At 64.0% G+C, this 14773-nt stretch carries 15 protein-coding genes and 1 other annotated feature; of the genes, 7 read left to right on the forward strand and 8 right to left on the reverse strand.

Features of this window, described 5'->3' with window-relative positions:
- Positions 1 to 188 precede the first annotated feature (188 nt).
- The 3 genes from ACTPOI_RS20900 to adk all read left to right on the forward strand — a co-directional run bounded on the left by ACTPOI_RS20900 (position 189) and on the right by adk (position 2136).
- A complete protein-coding gene (locus ACTPOI_RS20900) occupies positions 189 to 371 on the forward strand; it encodes a Trm112 family protein (protein ID WP_069105749.1) in 183 nt (60 codons plus the stop codon).
- Positions 368 to 1195 (forward strand): 3-deoxy-manno-octulosonate cytidylyltransferase, encoded by an 828-nt coding sequence (gene kdsB, locus ACTPOI_RS20905; protein WP_440112341.1) that lies wholly within the window; start codon positions 368 to 370, stop codon positions 1193 to 1195. Before ACTPOI_RS20900 ends, kdsB begins: the two co-directional genes overlap by 4 nt.
- A gap of 284 nt (positions 1196 to 1479) precedes the next feature.
- Positions 1480 to 2136, forward strand: a complete 657-nt coding sequence (gene adk / locus ACTPOI_RS20910) for an adenylate kinase (RefSeq protein WP_440112343.1) — start codon at positions 1480 to 1482, stop codon at positions 2134 to 2136.
- A gap of 201 nt (positions 2137 to 2337) precedes the next feature.
- Here the strand turns inward: adk and ACTPOI_RS20915 are convergent, their stop codons facing one another.
- The 3 genes from ACTPOI_RS20915 to ACTPOI_RS20925 are packed head-to-tail and all read right to left on the reverse strand — an operon-like array spanning position 2338 to position 4211.
- On the reverse strand, positions 2338 to 2808 hold the full coding sequence (locus ACTPOI_RS20915; protein WP_440112345.1) for a DUF6152 family protein: 471 nt from the start codon (positions 2806 to 2808) through the stop codon (positions 2338 to 2340).
- Between the two features lie 11 nt (positions 2809 to 2819).
- Positions 2820 to 3236 (reverse strand): hypothetical protein, encoded by a 417-nt coding sequence (locus ACTPOI_RS20920; protein WP_440112347.1) that lies wholly within the window; start codon positions 3234 to 3236, stop codon positions 2820 to 2822.
- A gap of 21 nt (positions 3237 to 3257) precedes the next feature.
- On the reverse strand, positions 3258 to 4211 hold the full coding sequence (locus tag ACTPOI_RS20925; RefSeq protein WP_440112349.1) for an asparaginase: 954 nt from the start codon (positions 4209 to 4211) through the stop codon (positions 3258 to 3260).
- Between the two features lie 86 nt (positions 4212 to 4297).
- Between ACTPOI_RS20925 and lexA the strand changes: the two genes are divergently transcribed.
- Complete coding sequence (lexA, locus tag ACTPOI_RS20930) at positions 4298 to 4972, forward strand: transcriptional repressor LexA (protein ID WP_069105745.1); 675 nt, start codon at positions 4298 to 4300, stop codon at positions 4970 to 4972.
- A gap of 954 nt (positions 4973 to 5926) precedes the next feature.
- Here the strand turns inward: lexA and ACTPOI_RS20935 are convergent.
- Positions 5927 to 7152, reverse strand: a protein-coding gene (locus tag ACTPOI_RS20935) for an IS3 family transposase (RefSeq protein WP_440108155.1) whose coding sequence is annotated in 2 segments (ribosomal slippage) — positions 5927 to 6864 and positions 6864 to 7152 — 1227 coding nt in all. Because the reading frame shifts where the segments join, the coding sequence is not laid out codon by codon here.
- Positions 6758 to 6874: a sequence feature (AL1L pseudoknot), on the reverse strand. It overlaps the preceding gene by 117 nt.
- Positions 7153 to 7286: 134 nt before the next feature.
- On the opposite strand from ACTPOI_RS20935, the gene ACTPOI_RS20940 reads away from it, so the two are divergent.
- A complete protein-coding gene (locus ACTPOI_RS20940) occupies positions 7287 to 8294 on the forward strand; it encodes a D-2-hydroxyacid dehydrogenase family protein (protein ID WP_440112351.1) in 1008 nt (335 codons plus the stop codon).
- Positions 8295 to 8504: 210 nt separating this feature from the next.
- On the opposite strand, the gene ACTPOI_RS20945 is transcribed toward ACTPOI_RS20940, so the two are convergent.
- From ACTPOI_RS20945 to ACTPOI_RS20960, 4 genes are all read right to left on the reverse strand, one after another.
- Complete coding sequence (locus ACTPOI_RS20945) at positions 8505 to 9632, reverse strand: branched-chain amino acid ABC transporter substrate-binding protein (RefSeq protein WP_440112353.1); 1128 nt, start codon at positions 9630 to 9632, stop codon at positions 8505 to 8507.
- Between the two features lie 136 nt (positions 9633 to 9768).
- On the reverse strand, positions 9769 to 10140 hold the full coding sequence (locus ACTPOI_RS20950; RefSeq protein ID WP_440112355.1) for a hypothetical protein: 372 nt from the start codon (positions 10138 to 10140) through the stop codon (positions 9769 to 9771).
- A gap of 224 nt (positions 10141 to 10364) precedes the next feature.
- A complete protein-coding gene (locus ACTPOI_RS20955) occupies positions 10365 to 10799 on the reverse strand; it encodes a DNA polymerase III subunit chi (protein ID WP_440112357.1) in 435 nt (144 codons plus the stop codon).
- Between the two features lie 5 nt (positions 10800 to 10804).
- The gene (locus ACTPOI_RS20960; RefSeq protein ID WP_440112359.1) at positions 10805 to 12325 is read right to left on the reverse strand and encodes a leucyl aminopeptidase; all 1521 of its coding nucleotides are present in this window, start codon (positions 12323 to 12325) and stop codon (positions 10805 to 10807) included.
- A gap of 239 nt (positions 12326 to 12564) precedes the next feature.
- Here ACTPOI_RS20960 and lptF point away from each other — a divergent pair, with 239 nt between their 5' ends.
- Both lptF and lptG read left to right on the forward strand, forming a co-directional pair.
- A complete protein-coding gene (gene lptF, locus ACTPOI_RS20965; RefSeq protein ID WP_440112361.1) occupies positions 12565 to 13662 on the forward strand; it encodes an LPS export ABC transporter permease LptF in 1098 nt (365 codons plus the stop codon).
- On the forward strand, positions 13659 to 14765 hold the full coding sequence (gene lptG, locus ACTPOI_RS20970) for an LPS export ABC transporter permease LptG (RefSeq protein ID WP_440112363.1): 1107 nt from the start codon (positions 13659 to 13661) through the stop codon (positions 14763 to 14765). Before lptF ends, lptG begins: the two co-directional genes overlap by 4 nt.
- Positions 14766 to 14773: the final 8 nt, after the last annotated feature.

The raw sequence follows: 14773 nt of genomic DNA on the forward strand, positions 1-14773 counted from the left end.
TTGCACGGTCTTGCATGGCTGATGGGCAGTTTCCCGCGGGTCCGCACACCCCAATCCAGGTCTCGCCGTGGGATATCAGGATCGCCCGCTGGTCCGGCACCCGCAGCTATGATCGTGGATGCCCTGCGCGCGGCCTGTACGCGCGGCTTCTCTCTCCGGCGCCATCCGCCCACCACACACACTCCGCCATGGATCCCAAACTGCTTGAACTGCTGGTATGCCCCGTGACCAAGGGCCCGCTGACCTACGACCGTGAGGCGCAGGAACTCGTCTCGCGCAGCGCGCGGCTGGCCTACCCGGTGCGCGACGGCATCCCCGTACTGCTGGAGAACGAGGCCCGCACCCTGAGCGATGAGGAACTGGAGCGATGAGCGCGCTGGCCGGCCTGCCGCAGTCGGCGGCGCGCAGTTCTGGGCAGCCTGGCTTCACGGTGCTGATTCCGGCACGGATGGCATCCAGCCGTCTGCCTGACAAACCGCTGGCAGACATTGCCGGCCTGCCCATGGTGGTGCGCGTGGCGCGCAGGTCTGCCGAGAGCGCCGCCAGCCGCGTGGTCGTGGCCGCGGATGACGCCCGCATTGTGGACACCTGCATCCGCCACGGTGTGGAAGCCATACTCACCCGAACCGACCACGCCAGCGGCAGCGACCGCCTGGCCGAGGCCTGCGTGCTGCTCGGCCTGGACGGTGACGACACGGTGGTCAATGTTCAGGGCGATGAACCCCTGATTGACCCCGACCTTATCAACGCCGTGGGCGGCCTGCTCGCGGCGTCTGCCGATGCCAGCATGGGCACCGCGGCGCACCCGATTGCATCACGAGATGACTACCTGAACCCCAATGTGGTGAAGGTTGTGCTGGACGCACGCGGCTTTGCGCACTACTTCAGCCGTGCGCCTATTCCGTGGTGCCGCGACCTGCCCGACGCGGCCTGGTGGCAATCGGCCGCGCAGGCGATGCCCGCCGGTTTTGCGCCACTGAGGCACGTGGGTATCTACAGCTACCGCGCGCGCTTCCTGCGGAGCTTTCCGGGCCTGCCAGCGGCCCCCACCGAGGCGGTCGAGGCACTCGAGCAGCTGCGTGCGCTCTGGCATGGCCACCGCATTGCCGTCCATCTGGCGGACAAGGTACCCGGGCCGGGGGTCGATACGCCCGACGACCTGGCGCGGGTACGCGCTCTGCTGGCAGCCGTCTGAGCCCCTGGCATCCGCGCGGGGCATGCGACGGGTGCGAAGACAGCCCTCTAAAACCTGTGGCAGGGCTGCAGTGACCGACGATCTGGGCGCGTGCAATAGGCGGCACTCCAGGGCCAACGCACCATATCGGGGAGAGGCGTCCGTGTAAGTCGCGATGAAGGAGTCACATGCTATCCTCGAATGTAACGAGAGCATCGCATCCTGGGCGTATCGGCAACCACCGCAGTGTGGCGGCGTGGCCCCCGCCAGCGGCGCCAACCGATTTCTAACCTTCGAGGATTTCCATGAGACTGATTCTGTTGGGCGCGCCCGGCGCCGGAAAGGGCACGCAAGCCACGTTCATTTGCCAAAAGTACGGCATCCCGCAAATCTCCACCGGCGACATGCTGCGCGCTGCCGTCAAGGCCGGCACCCCCCTGGGCCTGCAGGCCAAGGCCGTGATGGACTCTGGCGCCCTCGTGAGCGACGACATCATCATCGGACTGGTGAAGGAACGCATCACCCAGGCCGACTGCGCCAACGGGTTCCTCTTCGACGGCTTTCCCCGCACCATCCCCCAGGCTGATGCCATGAAGGCAGCCGGAGTGAAGCTTGATTACGTGCTGGAAATCGACGTGCCGTTTGATGCCATCATCGAACGCATGAGCGGCCGCCGCTCGCACCCGGCCAGCGGCCGCACCTACCACGTCAAGTTCAACCCGCCCAAAGTGGCAGGCAAGGACGACGTGACCGGCGAAGACCTTATCCAGCGCGAAGACGACAAGGAAGAGACCGTGCAAAAGCGTCTGCAGGTCTACAGCGACCAGACGCGCCCGCTGGTCGACTACTACAGCAGCTGGGCCAAGACTGCCCCTGACCTTGCCCCCAAGTACCGCGCCATCAGCGGCACCGGCAGCGTGGACGAGATCACCGAACGCGCACTGAAAGCCCTGGCAAGCTGAAACCACGAGCCCGGCAAGGATTCGCAGGCCACAACGGCGCCTCTTGCAGGCGCCGTTTTTGTTGGCGCACCGCGAATAGCAAGCCTGCCTTTGAGTTGCGGTTTCTCGCCGCGATCAGGGACTCACTGCATGGGCGCCCGTGACGTCGGCGCCGGTGGCAAAGTAGCCCGGGTTGGCCGATGGACAGCGGGAACTAGCGCGTCAGGCAGGCCCTGAGCGCAGGGCGTAGGCCTTGCCGTCCACAAACAGAAATTCCGCGCGCAACACCGCGTCGCCCTTTTCCTCGCGCAGCGTGAAGCCGACCAGTGACACGGCCGCACCCGGCTTGATTTCAGCAACCTGCCAGGCCTGCATGCGCGTCAGCGGAGCCAGTTCAACCTGCCAGAGCCGGTCACGCCTGCGGGGTACCACGGCCTTTGCCAGCAGCGCCTTGCCATCCACGGGCGCTGTCTGCGCCGGTATTGCCCGCTGAGCCAGATCGCCGGGCACCGAAAGATCGGCGGGCAATTCCAGTTCGAGCTCGGCATGGGGGTTTTGCCAGCGCACCTTGCGCACCGTTCCGGCCAGATAGATCGGCCGTTCTGCGTCAAAGCTGCTCCAGCCATGGTGTGCGCGGGCCCACAGCGGAACGGTAGCAAGTGCCAGGATGCAGTGGCGACGTTGAACAAGCATGTGTTTCCCCTTTAAAGGTAGGCAATCCAGCGGCCGCTGGCGGCCATGGCAAGCCACAGGATGGTCGAGACCAGCATCAGTGCACGAGCCATTCCATCGAGCCTGTCGAGCGATTTTCGGCCATGAAACCAGGCTGCGTTGCACCCGGCCAGCATCAACAGCACCATCTTGAGGGTGAATGCCCGGTTGGCCAGCAGCTCTGCCGCCTGCGTCGCAAACATCACGAGGCCGGACGCGGCAATGAGCCCGAAGCCCAGCACGCTCAGGGACAGGCACAACCGGGCAAGGTCTTTGACGGGGAGCATCCGCCCGAGGCCGAACACGCGCAATTCCAACAGCACCAGATTGCCGATCACCAGCGCGATGCCCGCAATGTGGACGACCTCCAGCGCCGGGTATGCCCAGCTGTGGGTTTTGAGTGCTGCCAAAAATGACACGGTACAACGGGGCTAGGCGCCCACCAGAAGGTCCAGCATCAGCGAGATGCGCGCCTTGACCGGGGACAGTCCGCGGGAGTCCACAAACAGGTCACCCGGCTTGGGCAGGACCTGGCCACCGCTGCAGCGCGTGGCGCGCACGACCCTCACCCCGGCAACCTGAGCGCGCAGCAGGGCGTCCTCCAGCGCATGGTGAATGGTCCCGTTGCCGGTGCACGCAACCACCAGGCCCTGCACTCCGTCACGCACCAGCGCGTCCACCAGGCTGCCACGGGCGCCTGCGTGGCTCAGGATGATTTCCACACGGGGGGCAGAAACTGCGTTGGCTATGACAATCATAGCAATACGCCCTTTTGATTCATGCGCTACCGAGATATTCGGCGCCCAGCGTACGCTGCCCTCCTCCATCCAGCCCAGGGGTCCGCCATCGCCCGACGCAAAGGCGTTGACCCGGTAGGGATGCGCCTTCTGAACCAGCCGGGCACCGTGGACTTCCCCTGCCGCCACGGCGAATACGCCGCGCACGTCGGGGGCCAGCGCCAGAGCAACTGCATCCATCAGGTTCTGGGGACCGTCGGGGGTCAGCGCGCTCGCGGGCCGCATGGCAGAGGTCAGCACCACAGGTTTTGTGCAACGGAGCACTTCCTGCAGAAACCAGGCGGTTTCTTCCAGGGTATCGGTGCCGTGGGTGATGACCACACCTTTCACGGCGGGGTGGTCCAGGTGATGCTGGCACCGTGCAGCTAGGCGCGTCCAGATGTCGAAGTCCATGTCCTTGCTATCGACCTGGGCGACCTGCTCCGCCTCGACGGCAACGCCTTCTGACTGACTCAGTGCCGGAATCGATGCCAAGAGGTCACGCACACCGACCTGCGCAGCTTTGTAGCCGATGTTGTCCGCGGCATCGGCTGCGGTGCCCGCGATGGTTCCGCCCGTGCCCAGAACCACGATTTTTTGCCCACTCACTTGCACACTCCGAAAAACTGGTGAAAAATACAGGTACTGGATTAAAAACCAGTCCCTCCACGTAGCGCTACTCCACGGAGCCCTTCATGCTCGACAACCCGAAACTCACGGCCCGCCAGCAACAGATCCTGGATCTCATCCAGACTGCGATCGCACGCACAGGCGCGCCCCCTACACGGGCCGAAATCGCGGCAGAACTGGGCTTCAAGTCGGCCAATGCCGCAGAAGAGCATTTGCAGGCCCTGGCCCGCAAGGGCGTGATTGAACTTGTCAGCGGCACCTCCCGCGGCATCCGGTTGCGCAATGAGACCGTGCGGTCCATCAACGCGGCGCGAGGCAGCCAGTTCAGCCTGCCCATACCGGGTCTTTCGCAACTCGTTCTGCCCCTGGTGGGCCGCGTGGCCGCCGGCTCTCCCATTCTCGCGCAGGAACACGTCGACCAGACCTACTGCGTTGAAAACAGCCTTTTCCAGCACAAGCCGGACTACCTTCTGAAGGTGCGGGGCATGTCGATGCGCGACGCTGGCATCATGGACGGTGACCTGCTGGCCGTGCAGTCCACCAGAGAAGCCCGCAACGGCCAGATCATCGTCGCGCGCCTGGGGGATGACGTCACCGTCAAGCGGCTGCGGCGCACAGCCAGTTCCATCGAACTGTTGCCCGAAAACCCCGACTATCCCGTGATCGTGGTCCAGCCCGGCGAACCCTTTGAAATCGAAGGCCTCGCCGTCGGGTTGATCCGCAACACGATGCTCATGTAGCCCCACCACGGTTGACTGCAGGTGGCGGGCGTTTGGCGTGTCCTCGTGGCATGCCAGCCCTGCAGCTCAGCCGGTATCTCCTTGTGCAGGTTCTTCCAGAACAGCGGTTTCTACCAGCTGCAGGGGAGGTGTTGCGCGAGTGGTTTTGCAATCCTGCCTATGTCCAACCCCCGAAATTCGGAGTTTTCACATGGGAATTGTTTTACCTGCTTTCAACGCCCTCCCACGGCACCTCTCCAAGCTCGTGCTGTGGATGCAATCCGGCCGAGAGCCCACGACCGGCGGTGCACCGGTCTGGAGCGCTGAACCTGCCGCTGCCAACGACAGCGTTCACCCCGATATGGATATGGCCGCTGACCCATTGGACACTCCCGGCTTGCGGCAATTTGTGCGGCGTTCAACCTTGGCCCAAGGTCAACGGCCGCCCGTGCCGTCGGTAACCCCAGTTCACAAGCCTCCTCTGCGGGGCAACTGGCCCTTTACGGTGCGGCCGCTCTCAGGCCCCGCTCAGCCAGTATCAAGACCTGTCAGCAGCGCGCGCGGTCTTAGGGCTGCCCCGCCCGCTGCGCATCGGCGCACACCGTTGACGTCTCTGGGAGCACCTGAGAGCCCCGGCCGGCGAGTGCCCTGCGCTGTGCGCCGTTTTGCTGACCCAGGTTCGGGCCGGTTGGCCATTTCAGGTCGAATGGCAGATGTATGCGCAGAACTGGACAGGCTGGCCGCGTTTGAGGCCCTGCAGCTTCGCCGGAGCATGGCTACCTGACCCCCGTCTGCCCAGCGTAGGTGCATCGCAAGCCACCGGGCTTGCTGCTTGTGTCCTGGCCTGCGCTGAAGACCGAAACAGGCTTTCGTCCATCCCACATAACCGGGGCTTTCTCGCGGTGATTCATCAGCCGCGCTCTGGGCACGCTGTGAACCGCCCCGGGTTTCGCGGAGGCTGTTTGGTTTAAGTGCTCATGCCACTGCAGCTGATTGCTCGACGAGTTGGCGGTAGTAGTTTGCCTCAGCTTCAGCAGGCGGGATGTAGCCCAGCGGCCCCATCAGACGATGGTTGTTGAACCACGAGACCCACGTCAGCGTGGCGAGCTCGACTGCCTCGCGGGTCTTCCAAGTCCGTCGGTGGATCACCTCGGCCTTGTACAGGCCGTTGATCGTCTCGGCCAGGGCGTTGTCGTAGCTGTCGCCTTTGCTGCCCACAGACGGCTCGACCCCTGCCTCTGCCAAGCGTTCCGAGTACCGAATCGAAACGTACTGCGAGCCGCGATCCGAGTGGTGAATGAGGCTGCTGTCGCGCTCGGGTTGCCGCTCGTACAGCGCTTGCTCCAGAGCATCGAGAACGAAGTCCGTGGTCATCGATGTGCTCACGCGCCAGCCCACGATGCGCCTGGCGAAGACGTCAACGACGAATGCCACATAGAGCCAGCCCTGCCAGGTAGAGACATAGGTGAAGTCCGAGACCCACAGCTGGTTCGGCCGCTGTGCATGGAACTGCCGATTCACCTTGTCCAGCGGGCACAGTGCCTTACGGTCACTGATGGTCGTGCGAATCACCTTACCGCGTCTGACACCCTGCAGCCCCATTCGCTTCATCAGGCGCTCGACCGTGCACCGAGCAACGACCTCGCCCTCGCGGTTCAGCTGCATCCACACCTTGTCGGCGCCGTAGACCTGCAAGTTGGCGTTCCACACCCGCTCGATGGTCGGCATCAACACCGCATCGCGCCGGGCCCTGTGGCTGAGCAGGCCGGTGTCGCGCAACCGGGCTGCATGCCTGCGATAGGCCGACGGGGCGATCTGCAGCAGCCTGCACATCGGCTCGACCCCGTGGACTTCGCGGTGTTCGTCCACGAACCGGTACATCACTTCAACCGGCGGTCGAGCTCCGCCTGGGCGAAAAACGCGCTGGCCAGCTTCAATATCTCGTTGGCCCGGCGCAATTCTTTGACCTCGCGTTCCAGCTCCTTGACCCGTTGGGCTTCGGCCGTGGTGACACCTTCTCGCGTACCTGCATCAACTTCGGCGCGTTTGACCCATTCGTTCAGTGTCTGTGGCACGCAGCCAATCTTGGCGGCGATGGACTCGATGGCGGCCCACAGTGAAGGGTACTCCCCGCGCTGCTCCTGCACCATCCTCACTGCGCGCTCACGCACCTCAGGCGAGAACTTGTTCGTCTTCTTCATGGCTCAATCCTCTCAGAGTGTTGAGCCTCCTCGAAACCCGGGGCGGTTCACTGCACGCGGGTCTGCCCTCTCTACCTGATTCCTCACTCGCCAGCATTCGGGGCCACGGTAGAGCTGCAAGGCACAATATGAGGATGAATATTGTGATCCTCGATGACTACCAGGATGCGGTGCGAAAGCTTCATTGCGCTTCCCGGCTGGATGCCTACACGGCCAAGGTCTACACCAACACCGTCAAGGGCATCGGCCAGCTTTCGGTCAGGCTCAAGGACGCCGACATCATCGTTCTGGTGCGTGAACGCACGCACATCAGCCGCCAGCTGATCGAGAAACTGCCCCGTTTGAAGCTGATCGCCCAGACTGGCAAGGTGGGCAGCCATGTGGATGTGGCAGCCTGCACCGAACGCGGCATCGCGGTTGCCGAAGGAGTCGGCTCCCCCGTGGCGCCCGCCGAACTGACCTGGGCCCTGGTCATGGCTGCCATGCGCAGGCTACCGCAGTACATCTCCAACCTCAAGCATGGGGCATGGCAGCAGTCGGGCCTCAAGACTGCGTCCATGCCTGCCAACTTTGGTCTGGGTACTGTGTTGCGCGGAAAGACCCTGGGTATCTGGGGGTACGGACGCATTGGACAGCTCGTGGCCGGGTACGGCCGTGCGTTCGGCATGAACGTGCGTGTGTGGGGTCGCGAAGCGTCGCGCGCACAGGCGCTGATTGACGGTTACCAGGCTGCCACCACCAAGGAAGAGTTCTTTGCCCAGTGCGATGTGATCTCCCTGCATCTGCGCCTGACCGATGAGACGCGTGGAGTGGTGTCACTGGAGGACCTCTCGTGCATGAAGCCCACCGCCTTGCTGGTGAACACATCCCGTGCCGAGCTGATCGAATCGGATGCGCTGATTGCCGCACTTAACCGCGGCCGGCCGGGCATGGCGGCTGTGGATGTCTTTGAGAGCGAGCCCATCCTGCAGGGCCACGCGCTTTTGCGGCTCGAGAACTGCATTTGCACACCCCACATCGGGTATGTGGAGCAAGACAGCTACGAACTGTACTTTGGCGCGGCGTTTGATAACGTGGTCAACTTCATCAAGGGCACACCGACCAACATCGTGAATCCCGGTTCGCTACAGGTCCGTCGCTGAAACGCCACCCCCTGCCCCGCCGCGGCTGAGCCCCGCCGTTACCCCGTGCGGGTGAAGCCAGCTCCTTGGGCTCTGCCGAAGAACTGGACTCATGCGCTCGAACATCGCGTTGGCGCGCGTTGAAATGCCCATGAAAAAAGGCTTCCCGTCGGGAAGCCTTTTGCTTGAGCGGAGTGGCCACCAATGATGGCCAGCCCCGTGCCCGCCTGATTACAGCGGAGTCTTCTTGCCGTCCTTGTACACGTACAGCGTGATGGCAGGGTTCTTCATTTCGCCGTTGGGTTCGAACTGGATGGTCGAAGTCACGCCCTTGAAGTTGGACTTTGCGAGCTCAGCCGTGTAGACCTTGGGGTCCACAGAGTTGGCACGCTTCATGGCGTCCACCAGCAGGAATGTTGCATCGTAGGTGTACGGGCTGTAGACCTGGAACTGGTTGGGGTACTTGGCGTCGTACTTGGCCTTCCACGCCGTACCACCAGGCATCTTCGCCAGCGATGCACCGCCTTCAGCGCAGACCACATTGTTCAGGGTCTTGGCGCCAGCAGCCAGCTTGGCGATTTCCGACGTGCAGATACCGTCGCCACCGAAGTACTTCACGTTGCTCATGCCCAGCTGTTCCAGCTGACGCAGCATGGGGCCGCCCTGGGGGTCCATGCCGCCGTAGAAGATCGCATCAGGGTTCTTGGCCTTGATGGCGGTCAGGATGGCCATGAAGTCGGTGGCCTTGTCGGTGGTGAACTGCTCGTCCACAACCTTCATGCCCTTTTGGGCTGCAATGGTCTTGAACACATTGGCAACACCTTGGCCGTAAGCGGTGCGGTCATCGATGATGGCAACCGTCTTGAGCTTCAGGGTATCGGCTGCGTAAGCAGCCAGGCCAGCGCCCAGTGCGTTGTCATTCGCAATGATGCGGAACGTCGTCTTGTAGCCGGGCTTGGTCAGGTTGGGGTTGGTCGCTGCGCCGGTGACGTGGGGGATACCGCAGTCGTTGTAGACCTTCGAAGCAGGAATCGTCGTACCGGAGTTCAGATGGCCCACCACGCCAGCGACCTTGGAGTCGCACAGCTTTTGTGCAGCGGCCGTGCCCTGCTTTGGATCAGCGGCATCGTCTTCTGCAACCAGCTCAAACTTGATCTTCTTGCCGCCAATGGTGATGCCTTGGGCATTCAGCTCTTCAATGGCCATGCGGGCGCCATTTTCGTTGTCCTTGCCGTAGTGGGCTTGGGCGCCGGAAACCGGAGCCACGTGGCCGATCTTGACCACCTGCTCTTGTGCAGAGGCCACACCAGCAGCAGCCGCGATAGCAGCAACCACGGTCAGTTTCAACTTCAATTGCATATCAATCTCCAGTAAAGATAAACGCTGAGAAATAGGGTTGTGTCTCAACGCAGGGGAACATATCGCAATTTACGGGCCAGATCATTAGGGAACACGATAAAACGCGTGAAATCCCACAGGGGAATACCCTGTCATCTCACTGACGGGGCGTTGCAGAGCTGGCCAGTTCATCGGCAACAGCCTCGTAGACAGCATGCCGGACCACCGACTCGATCTCCTCGCGCAACCGGGGCAATACCGACCTGGTCTGCTCCTGCACTACGGTGGCTATAGCGTCGCGAAGGCGCTTTTCCAGCACTACGTCCACGCGCTGCATCACGCGATGAACCACGTACTCCTCGGTGCCATCAGCCAGCCGCGCCGCGGAAGCGACGCCCGGCAATGGATTCGCCGCAGGCACCCGGGCTGCAGCAACAGGCCCTGCAACGGCAACTGGCGCAGCTGCCAATGCACCCACGCGCGCCCCCATAGCCGGCGTTCCGGCGGGCGGCATGCTGGCACGCGGCATGGCTGCAGCAGCCGGTGGCGCAGGCGCCGCTTGCACTGGTGCTGTGTTAGCCGGCCTGCCAGCCGGGCTGCTGGCCACCACAGCGGGAGGCACTGCGTGCGGGGGCATCACGGAGGTACGCGGACCCACCACGGGCGCCGGGCTCAGCGGTTTCGCGCCGGGCACCTGCACCACTTCGGTGAGCGTTGGCACAAAGCGCGGAGGGGTTCTGGGTGGTATGGCCATCAGCCGCCTTTCAAAACGAGATCGTGGCGCGTGATGGCATAGCCGCGCGAGGCGTAGTGGCGCCAGCGGGTACGCGCCTGCAGCCGGTCGGCCTCGTCATGCGCACTGACCACCTCCACAAGCCGATCGAAACGCCCAAAGCCTTCCGGCACCGCGTCCGTGAGGTTGAGCAACACGTCGTGGTGCAAAGAGCCGCGCGCATCCTCAGCGAGCAGTACAGGGGACGCCAGGACCTGTTCCTCGTCCGCGCCCGCCAGGCAGTGCGCCACGAAGTCCTGCGGCGCCATGAGCCAGAGCATCCGGTCGAGCGCGGCCAGCGTGTCGGCCCCCCCGGTGATCACGAGCCGCGATCCACTTCGCTGCACCTTGCGCGCAAAGCGGCACGCATAGGCGAGCTTGTCGGGCGCGTTGAAATGAAATGCGACCTCGGTCATGAAGGTCAGCTGGCTTTGGGAATCTTGGCAGCCCTGGATGCCCTGGCGCGGCCAGAGGCCGCAGCCGGGGCACCCACTGCCGCCGCCTCAGCCTGAGCCACCAGATACTGGACCAGCAGCGCAACCGGGCGGCCTGTGGACCCCTTGGCCGCACCGCCCTTCCAGGCCGTACCGGCAATGTCCAGATGCGCCCAGGGGGTTTCGCCCACAAACTTTTGCAGAAACTTGGCTGCCGTGATCGAGCCGCCGGCGCGCCCTGCCACATTGCCCATGTCGGCGAAGTTGCTCTTGAGGCCTTCCGAGTATTCGTCGTCCAGCGGCATGCGCCAGCACAGGTCCTGCGCTGCGTCGCCGGCCTGCTGCAAGGCAGCCGCCAGCGCATCGTTGTTGGCAAAAAGGCCACTGCGAACGCCGCCCAGCGCGATCACGCAGGCACCGGTCAGCGTGGCGATGTCCACCATGGCAGCAGGCTTGAAGCGCGCCGCATAGGTCAGCGCATCACACAGCACCAGCCGCCCTTCGGCATCGGTATTGAGGATCTCGATGGTCTGGCCGCTCATGCTGGTGACCACATCACCCGGCTTCACGGCGCGGCCGTCGGGCATGTTTTCGCACGCGGGGATGAGGCCCACCACGTTGATGGCCGGTTGCAGTTCGCCCAGCGCGCGGAACACGCCCAGTACGCTCGCCGCGCCACACATGTCGAACTTCATTTCGTCCATTTCGGCAGCTGGCTTGATGGAGATGCCCCCCGTGTCAAACGTGATGCCCTTGCCGACCAGCACCACCGGCGCATCGGTGCGGGTGCCGCCGTTGTAGCGCAGCTCGATAAAACGCAAGGGCTCTTCGGAGCCACGGGCCACAGCCATGAACGCGCCCATGCCCAGGCGCGCCACCTCTGCGGGGCCATGTACCTTGCACTGGATGCGCGGCAGCTTGGCCAGCGCCTTGGCCGCGTCGGCCAGCAGCAAGGGTGTGGCGTGGTTGGCGGGGCGGTTGCCCCATTCACGCGCCAGCTCTACCCCAGCCACCAGCGCCACCCCGCCATCGAACCCCTCGCGCACCTGCGCGGCATCGGGCACACCCAGGATGCATCGGCTCAGGATGCGCGGCTCTGCCTTGGACTTCGTGGTGGTGTACACATAGCTGGCCTCTGCCACGGCCTGCACTGCGGCGCTGACGGCCTGGGAAGGCACAGAGGGCGCTGCAAAGCACACCACAACGCGCCGGGTCAGCGGCGCCTTGATGGCAGAACCGAGCGCCAGCAGGCTCTGGCGAACGGCGCGTGCCGTGCCGTCGCCCACGCCCGCCAGCACCACGCGGCGTGCTGCCACCGCAGGCACCTGGTACATCTGCAGGTGCTTGCCAGGCTTGGCGGAGAAGTCACCATTCTTGAGCGCCAGCGCTGCCAGGGAAGAAAGCGCATCCTTGCCCGGCTTGAAGCCTTCCGGCACCAGCACGACCAGAAGGTCGCACTTTTCCGAAGCGGCTGCGGCAGGGGCCAGGGTCTTGAGATCAAAGTTCATAATCGGCGTTTTCCTTCGAGCGAATCTTGCAGTTCTTGTGGTTTGGCGTTGTGCGAGGCGGCTGGCAGGTGAGGCGAATTGGCTGCTGCATGCCCGTCATCCGACAGTCCCTCGCAACTGGTACTGCTGATGGTGGGCGCCGTGCACAGGGGACGCATATCAGCGTGCAGCGCGGTGCAGGGCATCGGGGTCCGGATGTCTGCGCAGACACGTAAAAGTTCACAACACGCTCTCAGCCTATGTTATTCGATTCATCCATTCGCAAGGAGCTGGCCCGCAGCTTCGGGGCGACCCTTGTCGTGCTGGTGACCGTGGTCATGACCATGATGCTGATCCGCACGCTCGGGCAGGCATCGCGCGGCAGCGTGAGTCCTTCGGACGTGATGCTGGTGATGGGCTTTACGGTGCTGGGCCAGCTGCCCACCATCCTGAGCCTGAGCCTGTTCATCTCGGTGGTGGGCACGCTCTCGCGCATGTACCGCGACAGCGAGATGGTCATCTGGTTTGCCAGCGGCCGCGGTCTGGTCACCTTGCTGCGGCCCTTGCTGCGGTTTGCATGGCCGGTGCTCGTTATCACGGCCATTCTTTCGCTGCTGGTATGGCCCTGGGCCAATTCGCAGATCCAGGAGCTGCGCACCCGCTACGAGCAGCGTAGCGACATCGACCGCATCGCCCCCGGTGAATTCCAGGAGTCATCCAACGGAAGCCGGGTGTTCTTCATCGACAAGGACACGCCGGACAACCAGGCGGGCAACAACATCTTCATCGCCGCGACCGATGGCTCGCGCGAATCCGTCACGTCCGCCCGCAGCGCCCGCATCACCATCGAGAACGGCGAGCGCATCGCCATCCTGAGCGACGGGCAGCGGCTGGAGACATCGCGCGACCAGCCGGGCGTGAAGATCAGCGAGTTCGAGGAGTACGGCACGCGCATCGGCTCCGCACCCGCAGGCTCGCCAGAAGAGCTGGCCGTCAAGACCCGGCCCACCCATGAACTCCTCATGAAGCCTCTGCCTGCCTTCAAGGCGGAGCTGGGCTGGCGGCTAGGCCTGGCGCTGGCTGCGCTCAACTTCGTGGTGCTGGGCCTGGCGGTGGCCAGCGTCAACCCGCGCGCAGCGCGCAGTACCAGCCTGGTGTTCGCGCTGTTTGCCTTCATCGTGTACTACAACCTCATGACGCTGGGCCAAAGCTGGGTGGGCGCCGGAAGGCTGGGCCTGATCCCCTTCATGGCGTCGCTGCACGGAGGCATGCTCGTGGTGGGCGCCGCCATCCTCGCAGCCCGCCACAACCAGTGGTCCATCCGTAACCTGCTGCGCCGTCAGGCCGTTCAGCCATGAAAACCCTGCGCCGCTTCATCCACCGCGAGGCCCTCGTGGCCGTGAGCTTTGTCACCGCGGGCTTTCTTGCGCTGTTCTTCTTCTTTGACCTGGTGGATGAACTCCGCTGGGTGGGCAAGACCGGCGCCGACGGCTACCAGCTGTCACACGCGCTGCTGTTCGTGGTGCTCAGCATTCCCAGCCACCTGTATGAGCTGCTGCCCATCACGGTGCTCATCGGCACCATCTTTGTGATGGCCCGCCTGGCCCAGAGCTCCGAATTCACCATCATGCGCACCAGCGGGCTGGGCCCCTGGAAGGCGCTGCGTACGCTGCTGACCCTGGGCGGTTTCTTTGTGGTGCTGACCTTTGCCGTGGGCGACTACATTGCGCCGCTGAGCGACAAGGCCGCGCAACTCGTCAAGGCCAAGTATCTGGGGCGCCTCACCACGGGCGCCACCGGTGCCTGGCTCAAGGAAAAGCAGGACGACCGGTCGTACGCCGTCAACGTGCGCGCCCTCACCCCTGATGGCGGCATGCTGGGCGTGCGCATCTTCGAGTTCGATGGCAAGGGCCGCCTGGCTTCGCAGACCCGGGCAGCCTCGGGCAAGTTTGGCGCCGATGGCACGTGGGACCTGGAGAAAGTCGAGCGCAGCAGTTTCCAGCACCAGGGCGACGATGGCGCCCGCGTGGAGCACCTGCAGGCCCCGTCGCTGCAATGGGCCACGCGCATCAGCGCCGACATGGTGTCGGCATCGGTGCTCAAACCCGACCGCATGGCCACGCTCGATCTGTTCCAGTACGTGCGCCACCTCGATGCCAACGGCCAGTCGGCGCAGCGGTACGAGATCGAGTTCTGGCGCAAGGTGTTCTACCCGCTGAGCTGCCTGGTGATGGTGGTGCTGGCGCTGCCGTTTGCGTACCTGCACTTTCGCTCGGGCGGCATTGCAGGGTATGTGTTTGGCGGCGTCATGGCGGGCATCAGCTTTTTTCTGCTCAACAACGTGTTTGGCTACGCAGGCAACCTGCAGCAATGGTCCCCCTGGCTCACGGCGGCAGCGCCGGGCCTGATCTACAGCGTGCTCTCGCTGGCCGCGTTTGGCTGGCTGGTGCTGCGGCGGTAGCCGCTGGC

Source organism: Acidovorax sp. BL-A-41-H1 (assembly GCF_051942715.1).

Coding starts and splice junctions, on each gene's coding strand:
- ACTPOI_RS20900 (WP_069105749.1), top strand. CDS start 189: ATGGATCCCAAACTGCTTGAACTGCTGGTATGCCCCGTGACCAAGGGC.
- kdsB (WP_440112341.1), top strand. CDS start 368: ATGAGCGCGCTGGCCGGCCTGCCGCAGTCGGCGGCGCGCAGTTCTGGG.
- adk (WP_440112343.1), top strand. CDS start 1,480: ATGAGACTGATTCTGTTGGGCGCGCCCGGCGCCGGAAAGGGCACGCAA.
- ACTPOI_RS20915 (WP_440112345.1), bottom strand. CDS start 2,808: ATGCTTGTTCAACGTCGCCACTGCATCCTGGCACTTGCTACCGTTCCG.
- lexA (WP_069105745.1), top strand. CDS start 4,298: ATGCTCGACAACCCGAAACTCACGGCCCGCCAGCAACAGATCCTGGAT.
- ACTPOI_RS20940 (WP_440112351.1), top strand. CDS start 7,287: ATGAATATTGTGATCCTCGATGACTACCAGGATGCGGTGCGAAAGCTT.
- ACTPOI_RS20945 (WP_440112353.1), bottom strand. CDS start 9,632: ATGCAATTGAAGTTGAAACTGACCGTGGTTGCTGCTATCGCGGCTGCT.
- ACTPOI_RS20950 (WP_440112355.1), bottom strand. CDS start 10,140: ATGCCGCGTGCCAGCATGCCGCCCGCCGGAACGCCGGCTATGGGGGCG.
- ACTPOI_RS20955 (WP_440112357.1), bottom strand. CDS start 10,799: ATGACCGAGGTCGCATTTCATTTCAACGCGCCCGACAAGCTCGCCTAT.
- ACTPOI_RS20960 (WP_440112359.1), bottom strand. CDS start 12,325: ATGAACTTTGATCTCAAGACCCTGGCCCCTGCCGCAGCCGCTTCGGAA.
- lptF (WP_440112361.1), top strand. CDS start 12,565: ATGTTATTCGATTCATCCATTCGCAAGGAGCTGGCCCGCAGCTTCGGG.
- lptG (WP_440112363.1), top strand. CDS start 13,659: ATGAAAACCCTGCGCCGCTTCATCCACCGCGAGGCCCTCGTGGCCGTG.